This window comes from Duodenibacillus massiliensis, from assembly GCF_928721995.1.
GTDB lineage: Bacteria > Pseudomonadota > Gammaproteobacteria > Burkholderiales > Burkholderiaceae_F > Duodenibacillus > Duodenibacillus massiliensis.
This window is the reverse complement of the sequence record NZ_OV788642.1, coordinates 1916534-1932839: the sequence shown is the minus strand read 5'-3', so window position 1 is coordinate 1932839 and position 16306 is coordinate 1916534. Positions and strand designations below refer to the sequence as shown.

At 58.8% G+C, this 16306-nt stretch carries 17 protein-coding genes; 9 read left to right on the top strand and 8 right to left on the bottom strand.

The genetic code is table 11. The annotated features are described in order from the left end of the window. Positions 1-2: 2 nt before the first annotated feature. The 4 genes from NXF97_RS08920 to NXF97_RS08905 are packed head-to-tail and all read left to right on the top strand — an operon-like array spanning position 3 to position 3598. Positions 3-335 carry a thioredoxin family protein gene (locus NXF97_RS08920; RefSeq protein WP_274955766.1) on the top strand — a complete coding sequence of 111 codons (333 nt, stop codon included), beginning with the start codon at positions 3-5 and terminating at the stop codon, positions 333-335. Between the two features lie 19 nt (positions 336-354). Continuing rightward, positions 355-2169, top strand: a complete 1815-nt coding sequence (locus NXF97_RS08915; protein ID WP_274955765.1) for a sensor histidine kinase — start codon at positions 355-357, stop codon at positions 2167-2169. Further along, positions 2166-2795: a response regulator transcription factor gene (locus NXF97_RS08910; protein ID WP_274955764.1), complete on the top strand. Its 630-nt coding sequence runs from the start codon at positions 2166-2168 to the stop codon at positions 2793-2795. Before NXF97_RS08915 ends, NXF97_RS08910 begins: the two co-directional genes overlap by 4 nt. Positions 2796-2800: 5 nt before the next feature. Next, positions 2801-3598 (top strand): hypothetical protein, encoded by a 798-nt coding sequence (locus NXF97_RS08905; RefSeq protein ID WP_074009111.1) that lies wholly within the window; start codon positions 2801-2803, stop codon positions 3596-3598. A gap of 47 nt (positions 3599-3645) precedes the next feature. Here NXF97_RS08905 and htpX read toward each other — a convergent pair whose 3' ends face one another. Continuing rightward, a complete protein-coding gene (gene htpX / locus NXF97_RS08900; protein WP_074009112.1) occupies positions 3646-4536 on the bottom strand; it encodes a protease HtpX in 891 nt (296 codons plus the stop codon). A gap of 204 nt (positions 4537-4740) precedes the next feature. After that, positions 4741-5466 (bottom strand): oxygen-insensitive NADPH nitroreductase, encoded by a 726-nt coding sequence (gene nfsA / locus NXF97_RS08895; protein WP_274955763.1) that lies wholly within the window; start codon positions 5464-5466, stop codon positions 4741-4743. A gap of 88 nt (positions 5467-5554) precedes the next feature. Here nfsA and yjgA point away from each other — a divergent pair, with 88 nt between their 5' ends. After that, positions 5555-6133, top strand: coding sequence for a ribosome biogenesis factor YjgA (gene yjgA / locus NXF97_RS08890; protein WP_022373609.1), 579 nt, complete (start codon positions 5555-5557; stop codon positions 6131-6133). 24 nt (positions 6134-6157) lie between these two features. After that, the gene (mog, locus tag NXF97_RS08885; protein WP_274955762.1) at positions 6158-7768 is read left to right on the top strand and encodes a molybdopterin adenylyltransferase; all 1611 of its coding nucleotides are present in this window, start codon (positions 6158-6160) and stop codon (positions 7766-7768) included. Between the two features lie 65 nt (positions 7769-7833). Here the strand turns inward: mog and NXF97_RS08880 are convergent, their stop codons facing one another. Both NXF97_RS08880 and NXF97_RS08875 read right to left on the bottom strand, forming a co-directional pair. Then, positions 7834-8067 (bottom strand): hypothetical protein, encoded by a 234-nt coding sequence (locus NXF97_RS08880; RefSeq protein ID WP_274955761.1) that lies wholly within the window; start codon positions 8065-8067, stop codon positions 7834-7836. A 33-nt stretch (positions 8068-8100) separates the two neighbouring features. Beyond that, entirely contained in the window at positions 8101-8490 is a 390-nt protein-coding gene (locus tag NXF97_RS08875) for a hypothetical protein (protein WP_274955760.1), read from the bottom strand. A gap of 448 nt (positions 8491-8938) precedes the next feature. Between NXF97_RS08875 and NXF97_RS08870 the strand changes: the two genes are divergently transcribed. Both NXF97_RS08870 and NXF97_RS08865 read left to right on the top strand, forming a co-directional pair. After that, the gene (locus NXF97_RS08870) at positions 8939-10453 is read left to right on the top strand and encodes an FAD-dependent oxidoreductase (protein WP_274955759.1); all 1515 of its coding nucleotides are present in this window, start codon (positions 8939-8941) and stop codon (positions 10451-10453) included. A gap of 18 nt (positions 10454-10471) precedes the next feature. Then, positions 10472-10804 (top strand): cytochrome c3 family protein, encoded by a 333-nt coding sequence (locus NXF97_RS08865; RefSeq protein WP_022373615.1) that lies wholly within the window; start codon positions 10472-10474, stop codon positions 10802-10804. A 107-nt stretch (positions 10805-10911) separates the two neighbouring features. On the opposite strand, the gene asd is transcribed toward NXF97_RS08865, so the two are convergent. From asd to leuC, 4 genes are all read right to left on the bottom strand, one after another. Continuing rightward, positions 10912-12045 carry an aspartate-semialdehyde dehydrogenase gene (gene asd / locus NXF97_RS08860; RefSeq protein WP_074009255.1) on the bottom strand — a complete coding sequence of 378 codons (1134 nt, stop codon included), beginning with the start codon at positions 12043-12045 and terminating at the stop codon, positions 10912-10914. 130 nt (positions 12046-12175) lie between these two features. After that, positions 12176-13255: a 3-isopropylmalate dehydrogenase gene (gene leuB, locus NXF97_RS08855; RefSeq protein ID WP_274955758.1), complete on the bottom strand. Its 1080-nt coding sequence runs from the start codon at positions 13253-13255 to the stop codon at positions 12176-12178. Between the two features lie 29 nt (positions 13256-13284). Next, entirely contained in the window at positions 13285-13938 is a 654-nt protein-coding gene (gene leuD, locus NXF97_RS08850; RefSeq protein WP_022373618.1) for a 3-isopropylmalate dehydratase small subunit, read from the bottom strand. Positions 13939-13962: 24 nt separating this feature from the next. Beyond that, positions 13963-15384 (bottom strand): 3-isopropylmalate dehydratase large subunit, encoded by a 1422-nt coding sequence (leuC, locus tag NXF97_RS08845; RefSeq protein ID WP_274955757.1) that lies wholly within the window; start codon positions 15382-15384, stop codon positions 13963-13965. A 381-nt stretch (positions 15385-15765) separates the two neighbouring features. On the opposite strand from leuC, the gene NXF97_RS08840 reads away from it, so the two are divergent. Then, positions 15766-16281 (top strand): hypothetical protein, encoded by a 516-nt coding sequence (locus tag NXF97_RS08840; protein ID WP_274955756.1) that lies wholly within the window; start codon positions 15766-15768, stop codon positions 16279-16281. Positions 16282-16306 lie beyond the last annotated feature (25 nt).

Sequence of the window (16306 nt, the reverse complement as noted above, 5' to 3'; positions counted from 1 at the left end):
ACATGACCGAAAATCTCATCACCAACGTCACCGACGCCACCTACGGCGAAATCGTCGAAAAGTCTGAACTCCCCGTGTGCTTCATCGTGGGCGCACCCTGGTGCCAGGACTGCCGCCGCATTGCCCCGCTCGTGAACGAATTTGCCCAGCGCTACGCCGGACGCGTTCTCTTTGCGTACGCCTACTTTGATGAAAATCCGTCGATTAAGGCGCGCTTTGAGGTGCAGCACATTCCGAGCATCTTCATCATCAAAAAGGGCGTGATCGAAGACCGCCTCATTGAACCGAAGGCCATTGCCCCCTTCCGCGACTTCATTGAGTCGCATCTGAAGTAATTTTTGCGGGACACGGGTCGTGCTCAGAGGCCACAGCGGCGCCTTCACCCTCGCCGGCTTTTTACTGACGCTTGCAGGGACGGCGTTTGCGCAAAACGCGGGCACGGCCGCTCCGGCTCACGCCGACGGAATTTTAAATGTCGGCATCGTGCGCTACATCCGGCCCTCGCCGCACGAGGCGGTGATCGAACCCACGATTGCGGCTTTAAAAGCCCGCTTTGGTGCGGCCAATGTCGCAACCGTGACTCTCACAATGGATGAGCTCACGCGCGCTATCCGCGACAAAAAAGTCGACGTCTTTATCGCGAGTGCCGGTTTTTACCGCTTTAACGTCATCCACGGCGCGCGCGACCTCGTCACGCTCGCAAGCCGCGCCTACCCTGATCCCAACCACGGCGACGGCTCGGTTTTTGTGACGCTTGCGTCCACCCCTTTTGACACGATTGAGTCCCTCAAGGGAAACCGCCTGGTTGCTGCCACACCCACAGGGTTTACGTCTCTGAGAATCGCTCAGGGGGAACTCGCCGCCCGGGGCTACAACCCGGAAAAATTCTTCCGGCAGAGTTTTTTCACGGGACCGGGAAACACCGAGGCAGCCGTTGAGATGCTCAAAAGCTACAAAGCCGACACCGCGGTCTTTCGCCTCTGCTGGCTTGAAGACTACCTCAAAGCCCACCCGGAAGAAAAAAAACTCTGGCGCGTCGTGGAACCCAAACCCGATTCCGGACGGTGCCTTGCCTCCACCGATCTTTACCCCTCCTGGATTGTGGCAACGACGCCCGCCACGCCCCCTGCGGTCTCGCGCATTGTGACGGAAACACTTCTTGCGATGCCCGAAACCCGAGAGGGGCAGTACTGGAGTGTGGCCACGGACTTCAGCACGATCGACAACCTCTATAAAACGCTAAAAATCGGTCCGTACCAGTTTCTGCGCGAGTGGTCGGTGACGCGCTTCTGGGAAACGTTCAGGCTCCCGATCTTTCTGGTCATAGGCCTTATCGTGGGCCTCATTTTCCACAGTGTGCGCGTCACGCAGCTCGTGCACCGTAAAACGCGCGAACTCACCGAGGCCCTTGCGCGCGAAACCGAACTCAAGCAGGAAGCGCAGCAGGCGGGCGAGCGCATTGCCCTTTTGCAGCGCTCAGGCATCATCGGGCAGATGTCTTCCATGATTGCGCATGAGCTGCGGCAGCCCTTAGCCGCCCAGGATCTTTTCGGAAAGTCACTCGAAAAGATTCTCACGCGCGCCGGAGCCGGTGAGCAAACGCTCTCGGTTTTGGCCCGCATGATGAAGCAGACCGAGCGTATTGCGGCGATCGTGGAAAACGTCAGAAACTACGCCAAAGTCAAAACCGTCAAACGGACCCGCATTGATTTACGCAGTGTGGTTGAGCGGGGCATCGCCTCGTGGCGGGCCTCCGGCAGAAGCGACAAAGTCACCGTGAAACTCACGGCACTTGAACCCGTGATGATTGACGCCAATGCCCTTGAATGGGAACTTGTGGTGTTAAATCTCATCAAAAATGCCGCAGAAGCCCTTGCCACCACCAAGGACCCCACGGTTTCGGTGTCGCTGCTGCGTAACGACGCCGGAAACTTCGTACTGACCGTGGCCGACAACGGCCCGGGCGTCCCTGAAGAAAAGCTCAAGGCCTTCGGCAGCCCCGTTACGTCCGGGAAAACGAATGGCCTGGGCCTGGGCTTAAGCATTGTGAAAAGCATCGTCGAAAATCACGGGGCCGCGATTCGTTTCCGCAACCACCCGTTAGGCGGCCTTGAAGTGGCCGTCATTATTCCCGCAACCGACACCGAAAGCGCAAAGGACACCGCATGACAACCGACATCACTGCCGTAAAGGAAGCCGCCCTTGTGAGAATCTGTGACGATGACACGGATCTGGCGGCGGCGCTTGAGCTTTACCTCACGCTGGAGGGCTGGAAAACGGCGGTTTATCACGACGCCAAAAGTTTTTTGACCGGTGACAGACCGTCGGTGCCGGGGTGCCTCATCCTTGACGTCCGCATGCCCGGGCTCACCGGCATCGAATGTCAGCGCGTCATGAAGGAGCACGGGGTGGATCTGCCCGTCATCTTTATCACCGGGCACGGCGACATCGATATGGCCGTGCAGGCCGTTTTGGAAGGCGCCGTGGATTTCATCCAGAAACCCGTTGATGAAGAGCGGCTTTTAAAGGACATCACCAAGGCCAGTGAGCGGTCCGTGCAGAAAGTAACGGGCTCGGTGTCAGCCGACACCGCACGCGAGCGGCTTGCGGCATTGACGGCCCGTGAAACGGAAATTGTGCGTCTTATTGCGCAGGGGCTCGTCTCACGCGAAATCGCCGAGCGCCTCGGCATTGCCTTAAGAACCGTGGAAGTGCACCGGGCATCGGCCCTGAAAAAAATCGGCACGCACGATCCGGCCGTGATCCGCCGCATTCTCGTGGCGGCCGGAGCGTAATCATCATGAAAACGACGGCCGACGTTTTGGTCACCGAAGAAAACCGTACGGGCGGCATTCTCGTTGTGACCGGCGCAGAAACGGTGCCGGCGAACCCCGTCACGCGCCTTGCGTTTTTCTCTGACGCCGCATGTGACCGGGGACCCGTTATCCGCCGCTTTGTCGAGTGGTTCAACCTCTGGGGGATGCCTCTCATTGAGACCCGCGGCAAAGAAGGCGCCTTTGAACGGGCCTTTACGATGACGGTGTGGCCTGCGGTGAAACCCAAGGGCCACGGCCCGCAGACCGTGCCCGAAACAGCGCGTGAGATTGCGGCTCTCACAGAGGTTTTAAACGAGCGCAAACCGCGCCTCATCATCTTTCTCTCCTGCTACCTCTGGCAGGCTGTGAACACTGAAGCGGCGCTTCCCCTGGTTGAAAAAAGTCTCGGGCGAAGGCTTGATGCCGGCCGAAGAATCAGTTCGACGCGGCTGGCTGCCTACGAGCAGCACTTTGAGCGCGCCCGGATTCTTGCCCTGCCCCTGCCTTCCAAAAACACGACGGACGCCTTTGTCACGGCGCTGGCGCAGCCCGTGCAGCGCTTTTTTAAGGCCGCGGGCCTAGCGTCCGTGATGAAGACTGATGCGGACGCCGAGCGCGCTGCTGAGTTTCTTGTGCTTGACCGTGAGGCAAGCATTCAGTGCATCAGGGCGGGCCTGCACATTTCAGTCGAAAAAGCCGCGGCGCTTTTTGAGAGTCTCGCGGGCGACGTGTGGGAAAAGGACGCCGCCGGGCGCCTGCTTTTAAAACGCCGGTCTCAGTAACGCCAAAGGCTCCCGAAGGAGCCTTTGTTTACCGGTATTTCACCGAATTAATACCCGAGCTTACGCAGCGCGGCGATACGGTCTTCGCACGAGGGGTGCGAGGCAAAGAGGCTGCCGATACCGCCTGAGATACCGAAGCCCTTCACAGACCCCGGCAGTTCCGCAGGCGTCATCGTTTCAAGGCGCTGCAGTGCGGCAATCATCGGTTCAGACGAACCCAAGAGTTTTGCGGAGCCTGCATCGGCGTGGTATTCACGCCAGCGGCTGAAGGCCGCGACAACGATACCGGCAAGAAAACCCAGGACGATATCCATCACAATGCTCGTGATGAAGTAGCCGATACCGGGACCTTCTTCTTCGTTACGCAGAATCTGACGGTCAACGACCCAGCCCACAATGCGGGAAATGAAGACCACAAAGGTGTTCATCACGCCCTGCACCAGCGTCATCGTCACCATGTCGCCGTTGGCGGCATGGCTGATTTCGTGACCGAGAACGGCTTCGACTTCCTTCTGATTCATGAGGCGCAAGAGGCCCGTGGAGACGCAGACCATGGAGCTGTTTTTTGTGGCGCCCGTGGCAAAAGCGTTGGGTTCACCCTCGTAGATACCGACTTCGGGCATCTTGATGCCGGCCTTATCCGACAACTGACGGATCACGCCCACAAGCCACGTTTCAAGCCCGGGCTGGGGATTGTCCGTGTCAATCATCTGCACGCCCATGCTCATCTTGGCCATGGACTTACTCATCAGAAGCGAAATGATCGATCCGGCAAAGCCCACGACAAAGGCAAAGACCAAAAGCGACGTGATGTTCAGGCTCTTCCCGGCCATCTGGCCGAAGTTAATCCCGGTCAGAAGGCTCACCACATTGAGCACAATGCCGAGCATCACCACAATGGCAATGTTGGTCAGAATAAGAAGTGCAATACGCTTCATAGTGAAAAAGGAAATTCCTCAAATAAAAGCTCCGGGCGACACACCCGAAACTCCCGTTGTTCTGATAACGCGCGGACAAAGGCCCGCACTCACCGGACACTTACCGTACCGGTTGATGCCGCTAAGTGTAACGGCAGGGCAGCCGTGCAAAGTTTTCACCGGTGCCTTTTTATTAACAAATTGTGTTTCAGCCCGGACCAAGGTTTACCGCTGCGCCCAGCCTTTCTTTCGCAGGAACTCAAGCACAAAGGGGCGGCGCTCTTTCCCGAGAATGGCGGGAAGCGTCTCAGCCCAGCTCACGTCCTTGCTGCCCGCCGTGCGGTTTTTGTAGTAGGCGCGCGAAACGGCGTCGTAGGCGACCATCACGGCCGGGTCCGGCTCACTGTAGCTGTTTTCCATGACGGTGACTTCCAGAGGCAGGCGCGGCTTCAATTCATTCTTTTCCGCAGGGTACCCGAAGGCAAGCCCCACAACCGGAAAGACGTTTTGAGGCAGCGCGAGAACGTCGTCCGCGCGGGCTATGCCGTTGCGGATGCCGCCCACAAAGACACCCCCGAGCCCGAAGCTCTCCAAAGCGGTCATCGCGCTTTGCGCGACAATCCCTGTGTCGACGCACCCGAGGATCAATTGCTCCGTCCAGCCGAGGTCGGCTCCCGCCACCAGTTCAGCATTTCGGTACATGTCCGCGCAGAACACCCAGAATTCGGGCGCCGTGAGCACGTGCTTTTGGTTGCCGGAGAGTTCATAAAAGGCTTGGCGCTTGGCGGCATCCGTCACGCGGATCACGGTCACAAGCTGCAGAAAGCTTGAGCTTGATGCCGCAAAGGCCGCTTCAAGGATTGCTTTTCTCACATCCTCAGAAACAGTTTTGTCTTCGTAGGCACGCACCGAGCGGTGCACCTTCATCAAATCCACGGTTGCATTGGTCATTTTTCTCTCCCGAAAGCCTTACGGCAGGGCCGTTTTAACGGTCTCAAAGCAAAATAGTGCCGGCCGATTCCGTTATTATTGCCGCACTATGGCAAAGAAACCTTTTTACGATACACGCGCCTGGGCTGACGAAGACGATGACGAAGGGTACGACCGGCCGTCAAAGTCTCAGCGCAAACGCGACTGCGATGAACTGCAAAGCCTCGGCAAGGACCTCACGGGCTTAACCGACGAGCAGCTCTCCTTAATCGATCTTCCCGAAGACACGGCGCTTGCAATCCGCGACTTTCGCGCGATGAAAAGCTTCGGAGCACAGCGGCGTCAACTGCAGTTAATCGGCAAACTCATGCGGCAGCTCGATGCCGAGGCCGTTAAAGAAGCCATTGCCCGCGCTACCGGCGACTCCCGAGCGGCGGCTGCCGCGCACAAACGCGCGGAAAAAGCCCGCGAAGAGCTTCTCACGAAAGACGAAGCGCTCACCGCCTACGCTCAACTCCATCCGGCACTGGAAATTCAGCGCCTGAGGCAACTCATCCGTCAGGCCCGAAAGGAGCGCGATGCCGGCAAACCCGCCAAGGCCTTCCGCGAGGTCTACCGCGTCTGCTACGCCGAGGAGCTCCCGCCCCTCACGCTTGAAGCGCGCAGTGAAGAAGACGAAGAAAACTGATTTTTTCCTTTGGGACGCATTTCAATGTCTGTGAAACGCACAACGGAAAACGAGCTCATTGTCGGGCTCGTTTCGATTTCTGACCGGGCCAGTGCCGGCATCTACCGTGACGAGGGGATTCCGGCTCTGGAAGCCTGGCTTACCGACGCCGTCACAACGCCTCTCTCCCTTCATAAGCGCCTCATCGCCGATGAGCGCTACGTGATTGAAAACACCCTGCGTGACCTCGTTGATAACGAAGGCTGTGACCTCGTTCTCACCACGGGCGGCACGGGTCCGGCCCTACGGGACGTGACGCCCGAGGCAACGCTCGCCGTCGCCACCCGCGAAATGCCGGGATTCGGCGAACAGATGCGGCGCATTTCGCTGCACTTTGTTCCCACGGCCATTCTCTCGCGCCAGGTGGCGGTCCTTCGTGAAATTCCGGGGCACGCGGCGCTGATCATCAATCTCCCGGGCCAGCCAAAGGCGATTTCCGAGACGCTCGGGGGCTTTTATGACGATGACGGGCACGTCATTGAACCCGGTATTTTTGCCGCAGTCCCCTACTGCATTGATCTGATCGGCGGCCCCTACATCGAAACGGATCCGGACGTTGTGAAGGCCTTTCGCCCCAAGAGCGCCCGTAAGCCCGAAGCGGCGCCTGCGAAAGAACCCCCTGCGGCGGTTTCCGAGACACCTGCCGCACCGCAGGAAGCACCGCAGCACGCGCCTCAAATGCCGCAGGCAGACTCCGCCGCTGCCGCCGCCGGCCACGTCCCGGGTTTCCGCGGGCCTGAAGCGGGTTTAACGCCCCCTGAACAGGCACCCCGCGCGCCGCAGAGCGCGCAGAATCCGGCGCACGAAGCCCCTGTGCACGAGCGGCGCGATGACCGGCCGCGCATGAGCCCTGAAGCCATTGCCCGCCGCTCCGTGCAGCGCGGCGTGCCGCTTTTTAACGAGCGCCCCCAGCGCCCTGCGGTGCAGCCTCTCAAAGTTTTTGTAAAAGACTCGACCTCTGACGGCGACATTCCCTGCACCGTGATTTGGCTCCACGGCATGGGTACCGACGCGCATGACTTTGAGCCGTTTGCGCAGGAACTCATTGACTTCGGGGGGCCGGCAGCCCGGTTTTTGTTCCCGCAGGCGCCTGTGACTCCCATTACGGCGCATCAGGGCTGGCGGGGTACCGCCTGGTTTGACGTGCTCTCCATGGATTTTGAAGGACCGGAAGATGAGCGCGGGATCCGCGCCATGCACCAGAAGGTGACGCAGGTCATCAACGAAGTGCTCTCCACGGGGCAGGATCCGCAGCGGCTCTTTATCGGGGGCTTTTCGCAGGGCGCGGCGATGGCGCTTTACAGCGGCCTGAGGCAAACGCGGCCCCTCGCCGGAATCATTGCGCTTTCGGGCTTTTTGCCGCTCGCGCAGACGTTGCCCGCTGAAATCACGGCCGCGGGCCGCGCGACACCGGTCTTTATGGCGCACGGCGCCTTTGACAGCATCGTAAACCCCATGGTCGCCCGCAAGAGCGCCGATGTGGTAGAAAACTGCGTGCAGACCCTCATCTGGCGCGAGTACAACATGGACCATGAACTCTGCCCCGATGAACTCACGCACATCGCGCAGTTTATGAATACGGCTTTAGAAGGCTGATACGCCTTTTTGCCGTCTTCTCTTCCCGCCTTTTCCTCCAAGGAAAAACGGCGGGAAATTTTTGCTCAGCGTTTGCCGGGCGCGTCTTTTGTCTTTTTGCCGGCCGGGTTCTTCTGCTTTTGATCCTTGCCGTCCGTGGCACGGTCATGGGCGGCCTTGGCCGCATCAGTGTACGGGTTTTTAACGGCATCGGAAAAGTCGTATTCGTCGCGCATGATGTTCGTTGTCCTTGCGGGATACGTTGTCGGGTAATCTTTGGGGGCTGTGCTTTTTAACAGCGGGAATTCATCGTCCGGCATCGGAAAGTCCAGAAAGTCTGCACCGTAAAAAGGCTACGAGCGCAGTGACACCATCGCCTTGGCAGCGGCTTTTGACGAACTGACACCCAAAATGCGCAGATACGTCCCGCCTGCGTTGTCAGGGCGGAGATCCGCCCAATCGCGTGCTGCCTTGAGGTTCTTTAAAAGAACAAGCCCCGCCTTTGACGGGAAGAGCTTTTCGACGGCGTCGATGATGAGAACGGCATTCATCCCGGTTTGCGTGATGACCTCAGCAAAAGCCTCTGCGAGCGAAACACCGTTTCTGCGGCCCGCTTTGACCGGATCAAAACTGAGTCCCGGACTTTTGCCGGACACGGAGCTCAAAAGTCTCTCAACGGCGGCCCCGCCGGTTTTTGCGGTTTCCAGATCCGCGTACACCACGAGCGCTTTTCCCGAAAGCACCGCAATGAGATCCTCCCGGAGAAACGTTGTCTAGCCTGCGCCCCTCGGAGCAACGAGAAAGAGTCCGGCGCGTGAGGTGAGAATGTCAGGCTCAAAAAAGCGCCGGGCCAAAGCCAGGGCCAATTCGGGACGGTGAGAAACCGGCATTACGCAAGCCGCACGGACCAGAAAAAATTCAGAACCCCCGATTCTACGAAACCGCTTGCCCGCCTACACGGTTTTGCGGACCGTACTTTCAGACCATGCCCAGCTCTTCGTCAAGTCTCCTCTCTTTGACATGAGTACGGGGTACTTAGTGGGTTTACCCCTGCATAATCCCAACGTTAAGTTTCGCATCAGCTCACAATCGGGTTAAGTCCCTGAAAAGAAGGACTTTCCCCTTTGAGGGCGACACAAACACAAGAACTGCCTGATACACAAAGGCATCAGTCAAAGCAGGAGAATGAAGATGTCCAATACGGATCTCACCCGCCGCGGGCTCTTAAAGAGCTCGATTCTCGGAGCAGCCGCCGCGGGCGCTGCCGGTTTCGGCATGACCGCCACCGCGGAAGCGGCCCCGGCCAAAAAAATGAGCGGCACCTATGACGCGATCGTTCTGGGTGCCGGCCCCGCAGGCCTTATTGCCGCCATTACCGCGCACGACATGGGCGCCAAGGTCTGCGTCATGGAAAAGTGCGACCGTCCCGACGGCAACGCCATTTACGCCCTAGGGTCAGTCTGCGGCTGGGGTACGCGTCATCAGAAGGAACAGGGTATCACCGATACGGCCGACGCCTTCTACGCGATGATGATGGACATCAGCAAGCAGATGGGTGATCCGGCCTTAAACCGCACCTACACCGACAACATTTCCGCGGGCATTGACTGGCTCGAAAAGGATATCGGCGTTAAGTTCGGCAAGATCCGTCCGATGCCTTATCCGCGTCTCGGCCGCACCTGCCGCGTGGTGGGTGATAAGAGCAAGGGCATGACCGGGGGCGCTGCGCTCGTTCAAAAGCTCCTGGAAGCCTGCGCCAAGCGCGGCATTGAAATCAAGTACCAGCATAAGGCCGTGGAACTTCTCACGAACGAAGCCCTGCAGGTCACGGGCGTCAAGGTTCAGACCCCGACGCGCCAGCTCTACTTCCGTTCACGCGGCGGCGTTCTGATTGCAACGGGCGGCTTTTCCGCCAACCCCGGCCTCGTTGACCAGTACATCGGCGGCTGGGCCACACGCATGGTGCTTCGCGGTTCCCGCCACACCACGGGCGAAAACATTACGCTCACGGCTCCGCTTTTCACGAAGTTTGTGAACATGGATCAGTTCCACTCCGGCCCGATCCTTGGGAAAACCCACGTGAACCCCGCCGATGTTCTCAATTCCGGCTACGGCGTGCAGGTGAACACTTCGGGCGTGCGTTACATGGATGAAAACAACACGTACGTCATTAAGGCCCGTACGACGGCGCAGAAGACTTTGGACAACTACGCCTGGGTGATCGTTGACAGCGACTGCTCGGTGCTGGACCGCGTCATTCCGAAGTTTGATACCTTGAACAACCCCTACGGCAAGGCCGATACGATTGAAGAGCTCTGCAAGCAGGTGAACCTCCCGGTTGCCAAGGTCAAGAAGGTTGTGGACCAGTATAACGAAGCACTTAAAGCCAACAAGCTCGACGAGATGGTTCCGCCCTGCACCTACAAGAAGCCCCATCCGATTGCCAAGGCCCCGTTCTACGCCGTTCCATTCCAGGGCGGCATGACCGCGACCTTCGGCGGTCCCTTGATCAACACCAAGGCTGAAGTGCAGAACTTGGACGGCGAAAGCATCAAGGGCCTGTACGCTGCGGGTAACTCCGCGGGCGGCATCTTCTTTCACAACTACGCGGGCGGCGCTCAGCTCGGTGCCGCGACCGTGTTCGGCCGCATTGCGGGCGCTGAGATGGTGAAGCGCGCCAAGGCTGCCAAGGCTAAGAAGATCTAACCCAGGGGAGAATTTGAAATGATGATGAAGACTTTTGCTGCCGCTCTCGCCCTTGCTGCGGGTCTTATGCTCGCCGACGGCTCTGCCGTTGCCGCTGAACAGACCCTCCAGCAGTTTCACGGCAAAAACTGGCCCGTTGCCAAAGACGGTTTCGTTCAGAAGAACCAGTGCCTGAAGTGCCACGTTTCCTACGAAGCGCTGGCAGAACAGACAAAGAACGTCACCCCCAACCCCCATGTGTCGCATCAGGGTGCGGTGGACTGCCAGGAATGCCATCAGGCCAATAAGCCCTTTAAGGACGTGAAGCTCATGTGCAACGACTGCCACAACTTCACGCTGAAAAAGAAGTAATCGGCATGAATCACCGGCCGGAGGACACTAATCCGGCCGGCCGAAGAAAAACCCGGAGCGCTTTTTACGGCGTTTCCGGGTTTTTTGTCGGTCTTTAAAAACGCGGCTTACGCGTTTTTAAAGTCAACGAGGATTCTCAGCATCCGGCGCAGGGGCTCTGCGGCGCCCCAAAGGAGCTGATCGCCCACCGTAAAGGCGCTGATAAATTCCGGGCCCATCGCGAGCTTACGGATGCGGCCGATCGGAATACGGCGGGTGCCGGAAACCTTAGCAGGCGACAATTCCGCAATCGACTCTTCCTTACGGTTGGGAACCACGTAAGCCCATTCATTGGCGTTATCAAGCAACTTTTCGATTTCCGCCGTGTCAAGGTTCTTTTTGAGCTTGATGGTGAGAGCCTGGCTGTGGCAGCGCATGCTTCCCACGCGCACGCAAAGACCGTCAACGATCAGAGACCCGGCGTCTCCCATGGCAGGAAGCCCCAGGATTTTGTTCGCTTCAGCGCCGCCTTTCCACTCTTCGCGGGACTGACCGTTACCGAGATCCTTGTCAATCCAGGGAATCAGCGACCCGGCCAAGGGGGCGCCGAACGCCTTCTGCGGGAAATCGGGCTTTAAAAAGGCCTGGGTTACGCGGCGGTCGATCTCAAGAATCGAAGAGCCCGGGTGCGCAAGCTGCTCGGAAACGGAGGCATTGAGGTAACCCATCTGCGCGAGAAGCTCACGCATATTCTGGGCGCCGGCGCCGCTTGCGGCCTGATAAGTCATGGAGGTGACCCAGTCCACAAGCCCCTCACGGATGAGGCCGTCCAGAGCCAAAAGCATCAGAGAAACCGTGCAGTTGCCGCCGATGTAGTCTTTAATCCCGGCCTTGAGGCTCTTTTCAATGACCGGCATATTGACGGGATCGAGAATGATCACCGCATCTTTTTCCATTCTGAGGCTTGACGCCGCATCAATCCAATAACCCGTCCAGCCCTCAGAGCGCAATTTCGGGTGAACGCTCTTTGTGTAATCGCCGCCCTGGCAGGAAATGATGACGTCGCATTTGGCAAGCGCCTGAGTGTCGTTGGCGTCAGAGAGCACGGGCTCGGCGCCCGCGACTTCAGGAGCGGGTTGCCCGGCCTGCGACGTCGAAAAGAACACCGTTTTTTCGACGTGCCGGAAGTCGCCCTCTTCGAGCATGCGGCCCATGAGGACGCTGCCCACCATACCGCGCCAGCCCACCATACCGAGAATCATGATTGTTTCTCCCTTTTTTGAGTACCAAGTTTGCGTGTGTGAGGGCACCCCGCAGGCTTTAAAGCCCTGCCGCAGACATCTCCCAAAAAAATCTGCGGCAGCACCCGCGGGATATGCCCCGGTGAAAAAATTATTTCAGTGCGTCGCGCACGGCGTCGCCCATTTCCGAGCAGGAGACCTTGCGGCAGCCTTCGCTCATGATGTCGCCCGTGCGAAGCCCCGAAGCGAGGACCGCTTCCACCGCCCGCTCGATCCGGTCGGCGTTTTCGGCCATCCCGAGGCTGTAGCGGAGCATCATCGCAGCGGAAAGAATCGTCGCAATGGGGTTCGCGATATTCTTGCCCGCAATGTCCGGAGCCGACCCGTGGGAGGGTTCAAAAAGGCCCTGGCCCTTGTCGTTGAGGCTCGCGGAGGCAAGCATCCCGATCGAACCCGTGAGCATCGAGGCTTCATCACTCAGAATGTCGCCGAAGATGTTGCCGGTGAGAACGACGTCAAGGGCCTTGGGAGCACGCACGAGCTGCATGGCGGCATTGTCCACGTACATATGTTCAAGCGTCACATCGGCAAACTCTTTGTCGTGCACGGCAATCACCGTGTCGCGCCAGAGCTGGCTCGTTTCAAGGACGTTGGCTTTATCAACGCTTGTGACCTTGCCGCGGCGCTTGCGGGCCGCTTCAAAGGCGACGCGCGCAATGCGTTCAATCTCAGGCACGCTGTAGCGCATCGTGTCAAAGGCTTCAGGGGTACCGGGGAACTGGCCGTCCACCGCCGTGCGGCGGCCGCGGGGCGTACCGAAATAAATGTCGCCGGTCAATTCGCGAACGATCAGAAGGTCCAGGCCGCTTACAACCTCAGGACGCAGGGTTGAGGCGCCCACAAGTTCCTTAAAGCACTTGGCGGGCCGAAGGTTTGCAAAAAGCCCGAGGTTCTTGCGTAACCCCAGAATCGCCTGCTCGGGACGCAGACGGCGCTCCAAGGTGTCGTACTTAAAGTCACCCACGGCGCCGAACAAGACGGCGTCGCTTTCCTTGGCAAGTTTGAGCGTTGCTTCCGGCAGCGGATGCCCGTGGTGCGCGTAGGCGACGCCGCCCACATCCGCCGTTTCCATTTCAAAGTTTTCGCCGAGGGCCTTTAAGACCTTGACGGCCTGATCCACAATTTCCGGACCGATCCCGTCACCGGGGAGCACTGCAATCTTTTTCGTCATTTTTTATCTGTCTTTACGTCAAAAGTTCTTTACTGATTCAGCATCTTTGCAAGCCACGGCTTTTCGGCAAGGCGCTTATCCTCAAACGCACGGATCTTGTCCTGGCGCGTGGAAAGCGTGATCCCGATGTCGTCAAACCCGTTCATGATCGCCCAGCGGCGGAAAGCCGAGATTTCAAAGGGCGTGACGGTGCCGTCGGGTTCCGTCACGGTCTGCTTGTCAAGATCGACCGTCAGACGGTACCCCTCGGTCTTTTCGCAGTCGCGGAACAGACGGTCAATCACATCTTCAGAAAGCACCACGGGCACGAGGCCGTTTTTGAGCGAATTGGAATAGAAAATATCGGCAAAGCTCGGCGCAATCACGCAGCGGAACCCATACTGCAGCAGGGCCCAGGGCGCATGCTCGCGGCTTGAGCCGCAGCCGAAGTTTTTACGCGCGAGAAGAATCTCGGCGCCCTTGTAGCGCGGGAAGTTGAGCACAAAGTCGGGATTGACAGGGCGCTTACTGTTGTCCATCCCGGGCTCGCCCTTATCGAGGTAGCGCCACTCGTCAAAGCAGTTGGGGCCGTAGCCGGTGCGGTAGATCGACTTTAAAAACTGCTTGGGGATGATGGCGTCGGTATCAACGTTGCTGCGGTCAAGCGGAACCACAAGCCCCGTGAGAGTCGTAAATTTTTCCATGATGAATCGTATCCTTACCGGGGCTTAAAAGAGTTTACTCACGTCCACGAAGTGGCCCATCACCGCCGCGGCGGCTGCCATCGCGGGACTCACCAGATGCGTTCTTCCGCCCTTACCCTGACGGCCCTCAAAGTTGCGGTTGGAGGTTGAGGCGCAGCGGTCCCCGGGATTGAGGCGGTCTGCGTTCATCGCAAGGCACATCGAGCAGCCCGGTTCACGCCACTCAAAACCGGCTTTCTTAAAGATCTGATCAAGCCCTTCTTTTTCTGCCTGCAGGCGCACAAGGCCCGAGCCCTGCACAACGAGAGCCTGCTTCACGCCCGGCGCGACGTTGCGGCCGAGTTTGGCGACAACCGCGGCGGCCATTCTGAGGTCTTCAATGCGGGAATTGGTGCAGGAACCGATAAAGACATGGTCCGGCGCAATGTCGGTGATCTTGGTGCCGGGCTTTAAGTCCATGTATTTAAGGGCCCGCTCCCAGCCTTCGCGCTTCACCGGATCGGGCTGGTCCTTGGGATCGGGCACCACGCCGTCAATTGAGGTGACCATCTCAGGCGACGTCCCCCACGTGACCATCGGGCGGATGTCTTCGGCCTTCATTTCAACGACGACGTCAAAGTGGGCGTCTGCGTCACTCACGAGGGTCTTCCAGTAGCTAACGGCCTTGTCCCAATCTTCGCCCGTGGGCGCAAGCGGTTTGCCGCGCATATATTCAATCGTCTTTTCATCGACGGCAACAAGGCCGCTTCGGGCACCGGCTTCAATCGCCATATTGCAAAGCGTCATGCGCTCTTCCATCGAAAGCGAGCGGATGGCGCTGCCGGCAAATTCAATCGTGCAGCCCGTGCCGCCTGCGGTACCGATTTTGCCGATGACGGCAAGCGCAACGTCCTTACCGGTGATGCCCGCGCCGAGCTTACCTTCCACGCGCACGAGCATGTTGCGGTTTTTCTTCGTAAGAAGCGTCTGGGTGGCAAGCACGTGCTCGACTTCCGAGGTGCCGATCCCGAACGCGAGCGCCGCGCAGGCGCCGTGGGTGGACGTGTGGCTGTCGCCGCACACCACGGTCATGCCGGGGAGCGTCGCGCCCTCCTCGGGCCCCATGACGTGAATGATGCCCTGACCCTTATCCATGAAGGGGAAGTAGGCGGCACAGCCGTACGTGTGAATGTTCTTGTCGAGCGTTTCCACCTGAAGGCGCGCAATCGGATCGGTGATGCCGTCCATACCCTTCTCCCACCCCGTGGTGGGCGTATTGTGATCGGCCGTTGCCACGATCGAAGAAATACGCCAGGGTTTGCGGTTTGCCAGGCGCAGACCTTCAAAGGCCTGGGGACTTGTGACCTCGTGCATCAGGTGGCGGTCAATGTAAAGCGTCGTCGTGCCGTCGTCTTCACAGTCAACGACATGTTCATCCCAAAGTTTGTCGTACAATGTTTTTGCCATGGGGTTTTCTTGTTTTTTGTTGGGTTAATTCGGCGGTCACTCCGAGAATGTCCGCTTTTTTCGGGAACGCAAACTGAGGCTTGCGCCAAGGGAGTTTCAGAAGGCCGTCTCCGCAGTATGCACTTTAGGCGCAAAGCGCGCAAACATTCAGTGTCCGCAGGAGTTTTTCGCCTCTCAAAAATACTAAAAACTACCTAAAAACAGCCCCGAAAACAGCCCGGGGCCTGTACTTTCAGACGTGTTATCCGGGCTGACTGCTCCGCCGGATGCCGGAAACCAATCGGAAACAAATTGCTCACAAATCTTCTGAGCCCGCCCGCGTAAAATCGAATCAACAGGATGCCCGGGCATCTTCCGACCCATTTACTGCCGGAGACAGTCGTGAAACTACATTCAGCAGCGGCCGCTGCCGCCCTCGCCCTTGTTCTCACCGGCTGCTCCACGGTCGTGGAATTCGCAAGCGACATCGAAGGGGCCCGTGTCACCCGTGCCGACGGCACAACCGCGGGCATCACGCCCGTGCAGGTCACCTACGACAACGATGCGCTCGATGCCGCGCGCGGCGCCGACGGCTGTGCGGCGATTGCCGGCGTCACCTACACGTGGCCCTCGGGTGCAAAAGCAACGAGCGCCACCCCCATCCGGCTTTGCGGAGAGCAGTCAACGTTTCGCGTGCATCTGGAGCGCCCCAAGGACGCACCGGGCCTTGAAACAGACCTTAAAAATGCGCTCACCCGGGCGCAGCAGAGAGAGGCGGCACTTAAGGCCGCATTGGCTAGAGAACAGGCCGAGCGCGACTTCTACTTTATGAACCGCATGATGTGGGCGCCGATGATGATGCCACCGCCGCCTCCCCCACCGCCGCCACCGCCACCGCCCCGTCCGCCGCGTCGGTAAAGCTTTGCGCCGTTAAAATACGGGA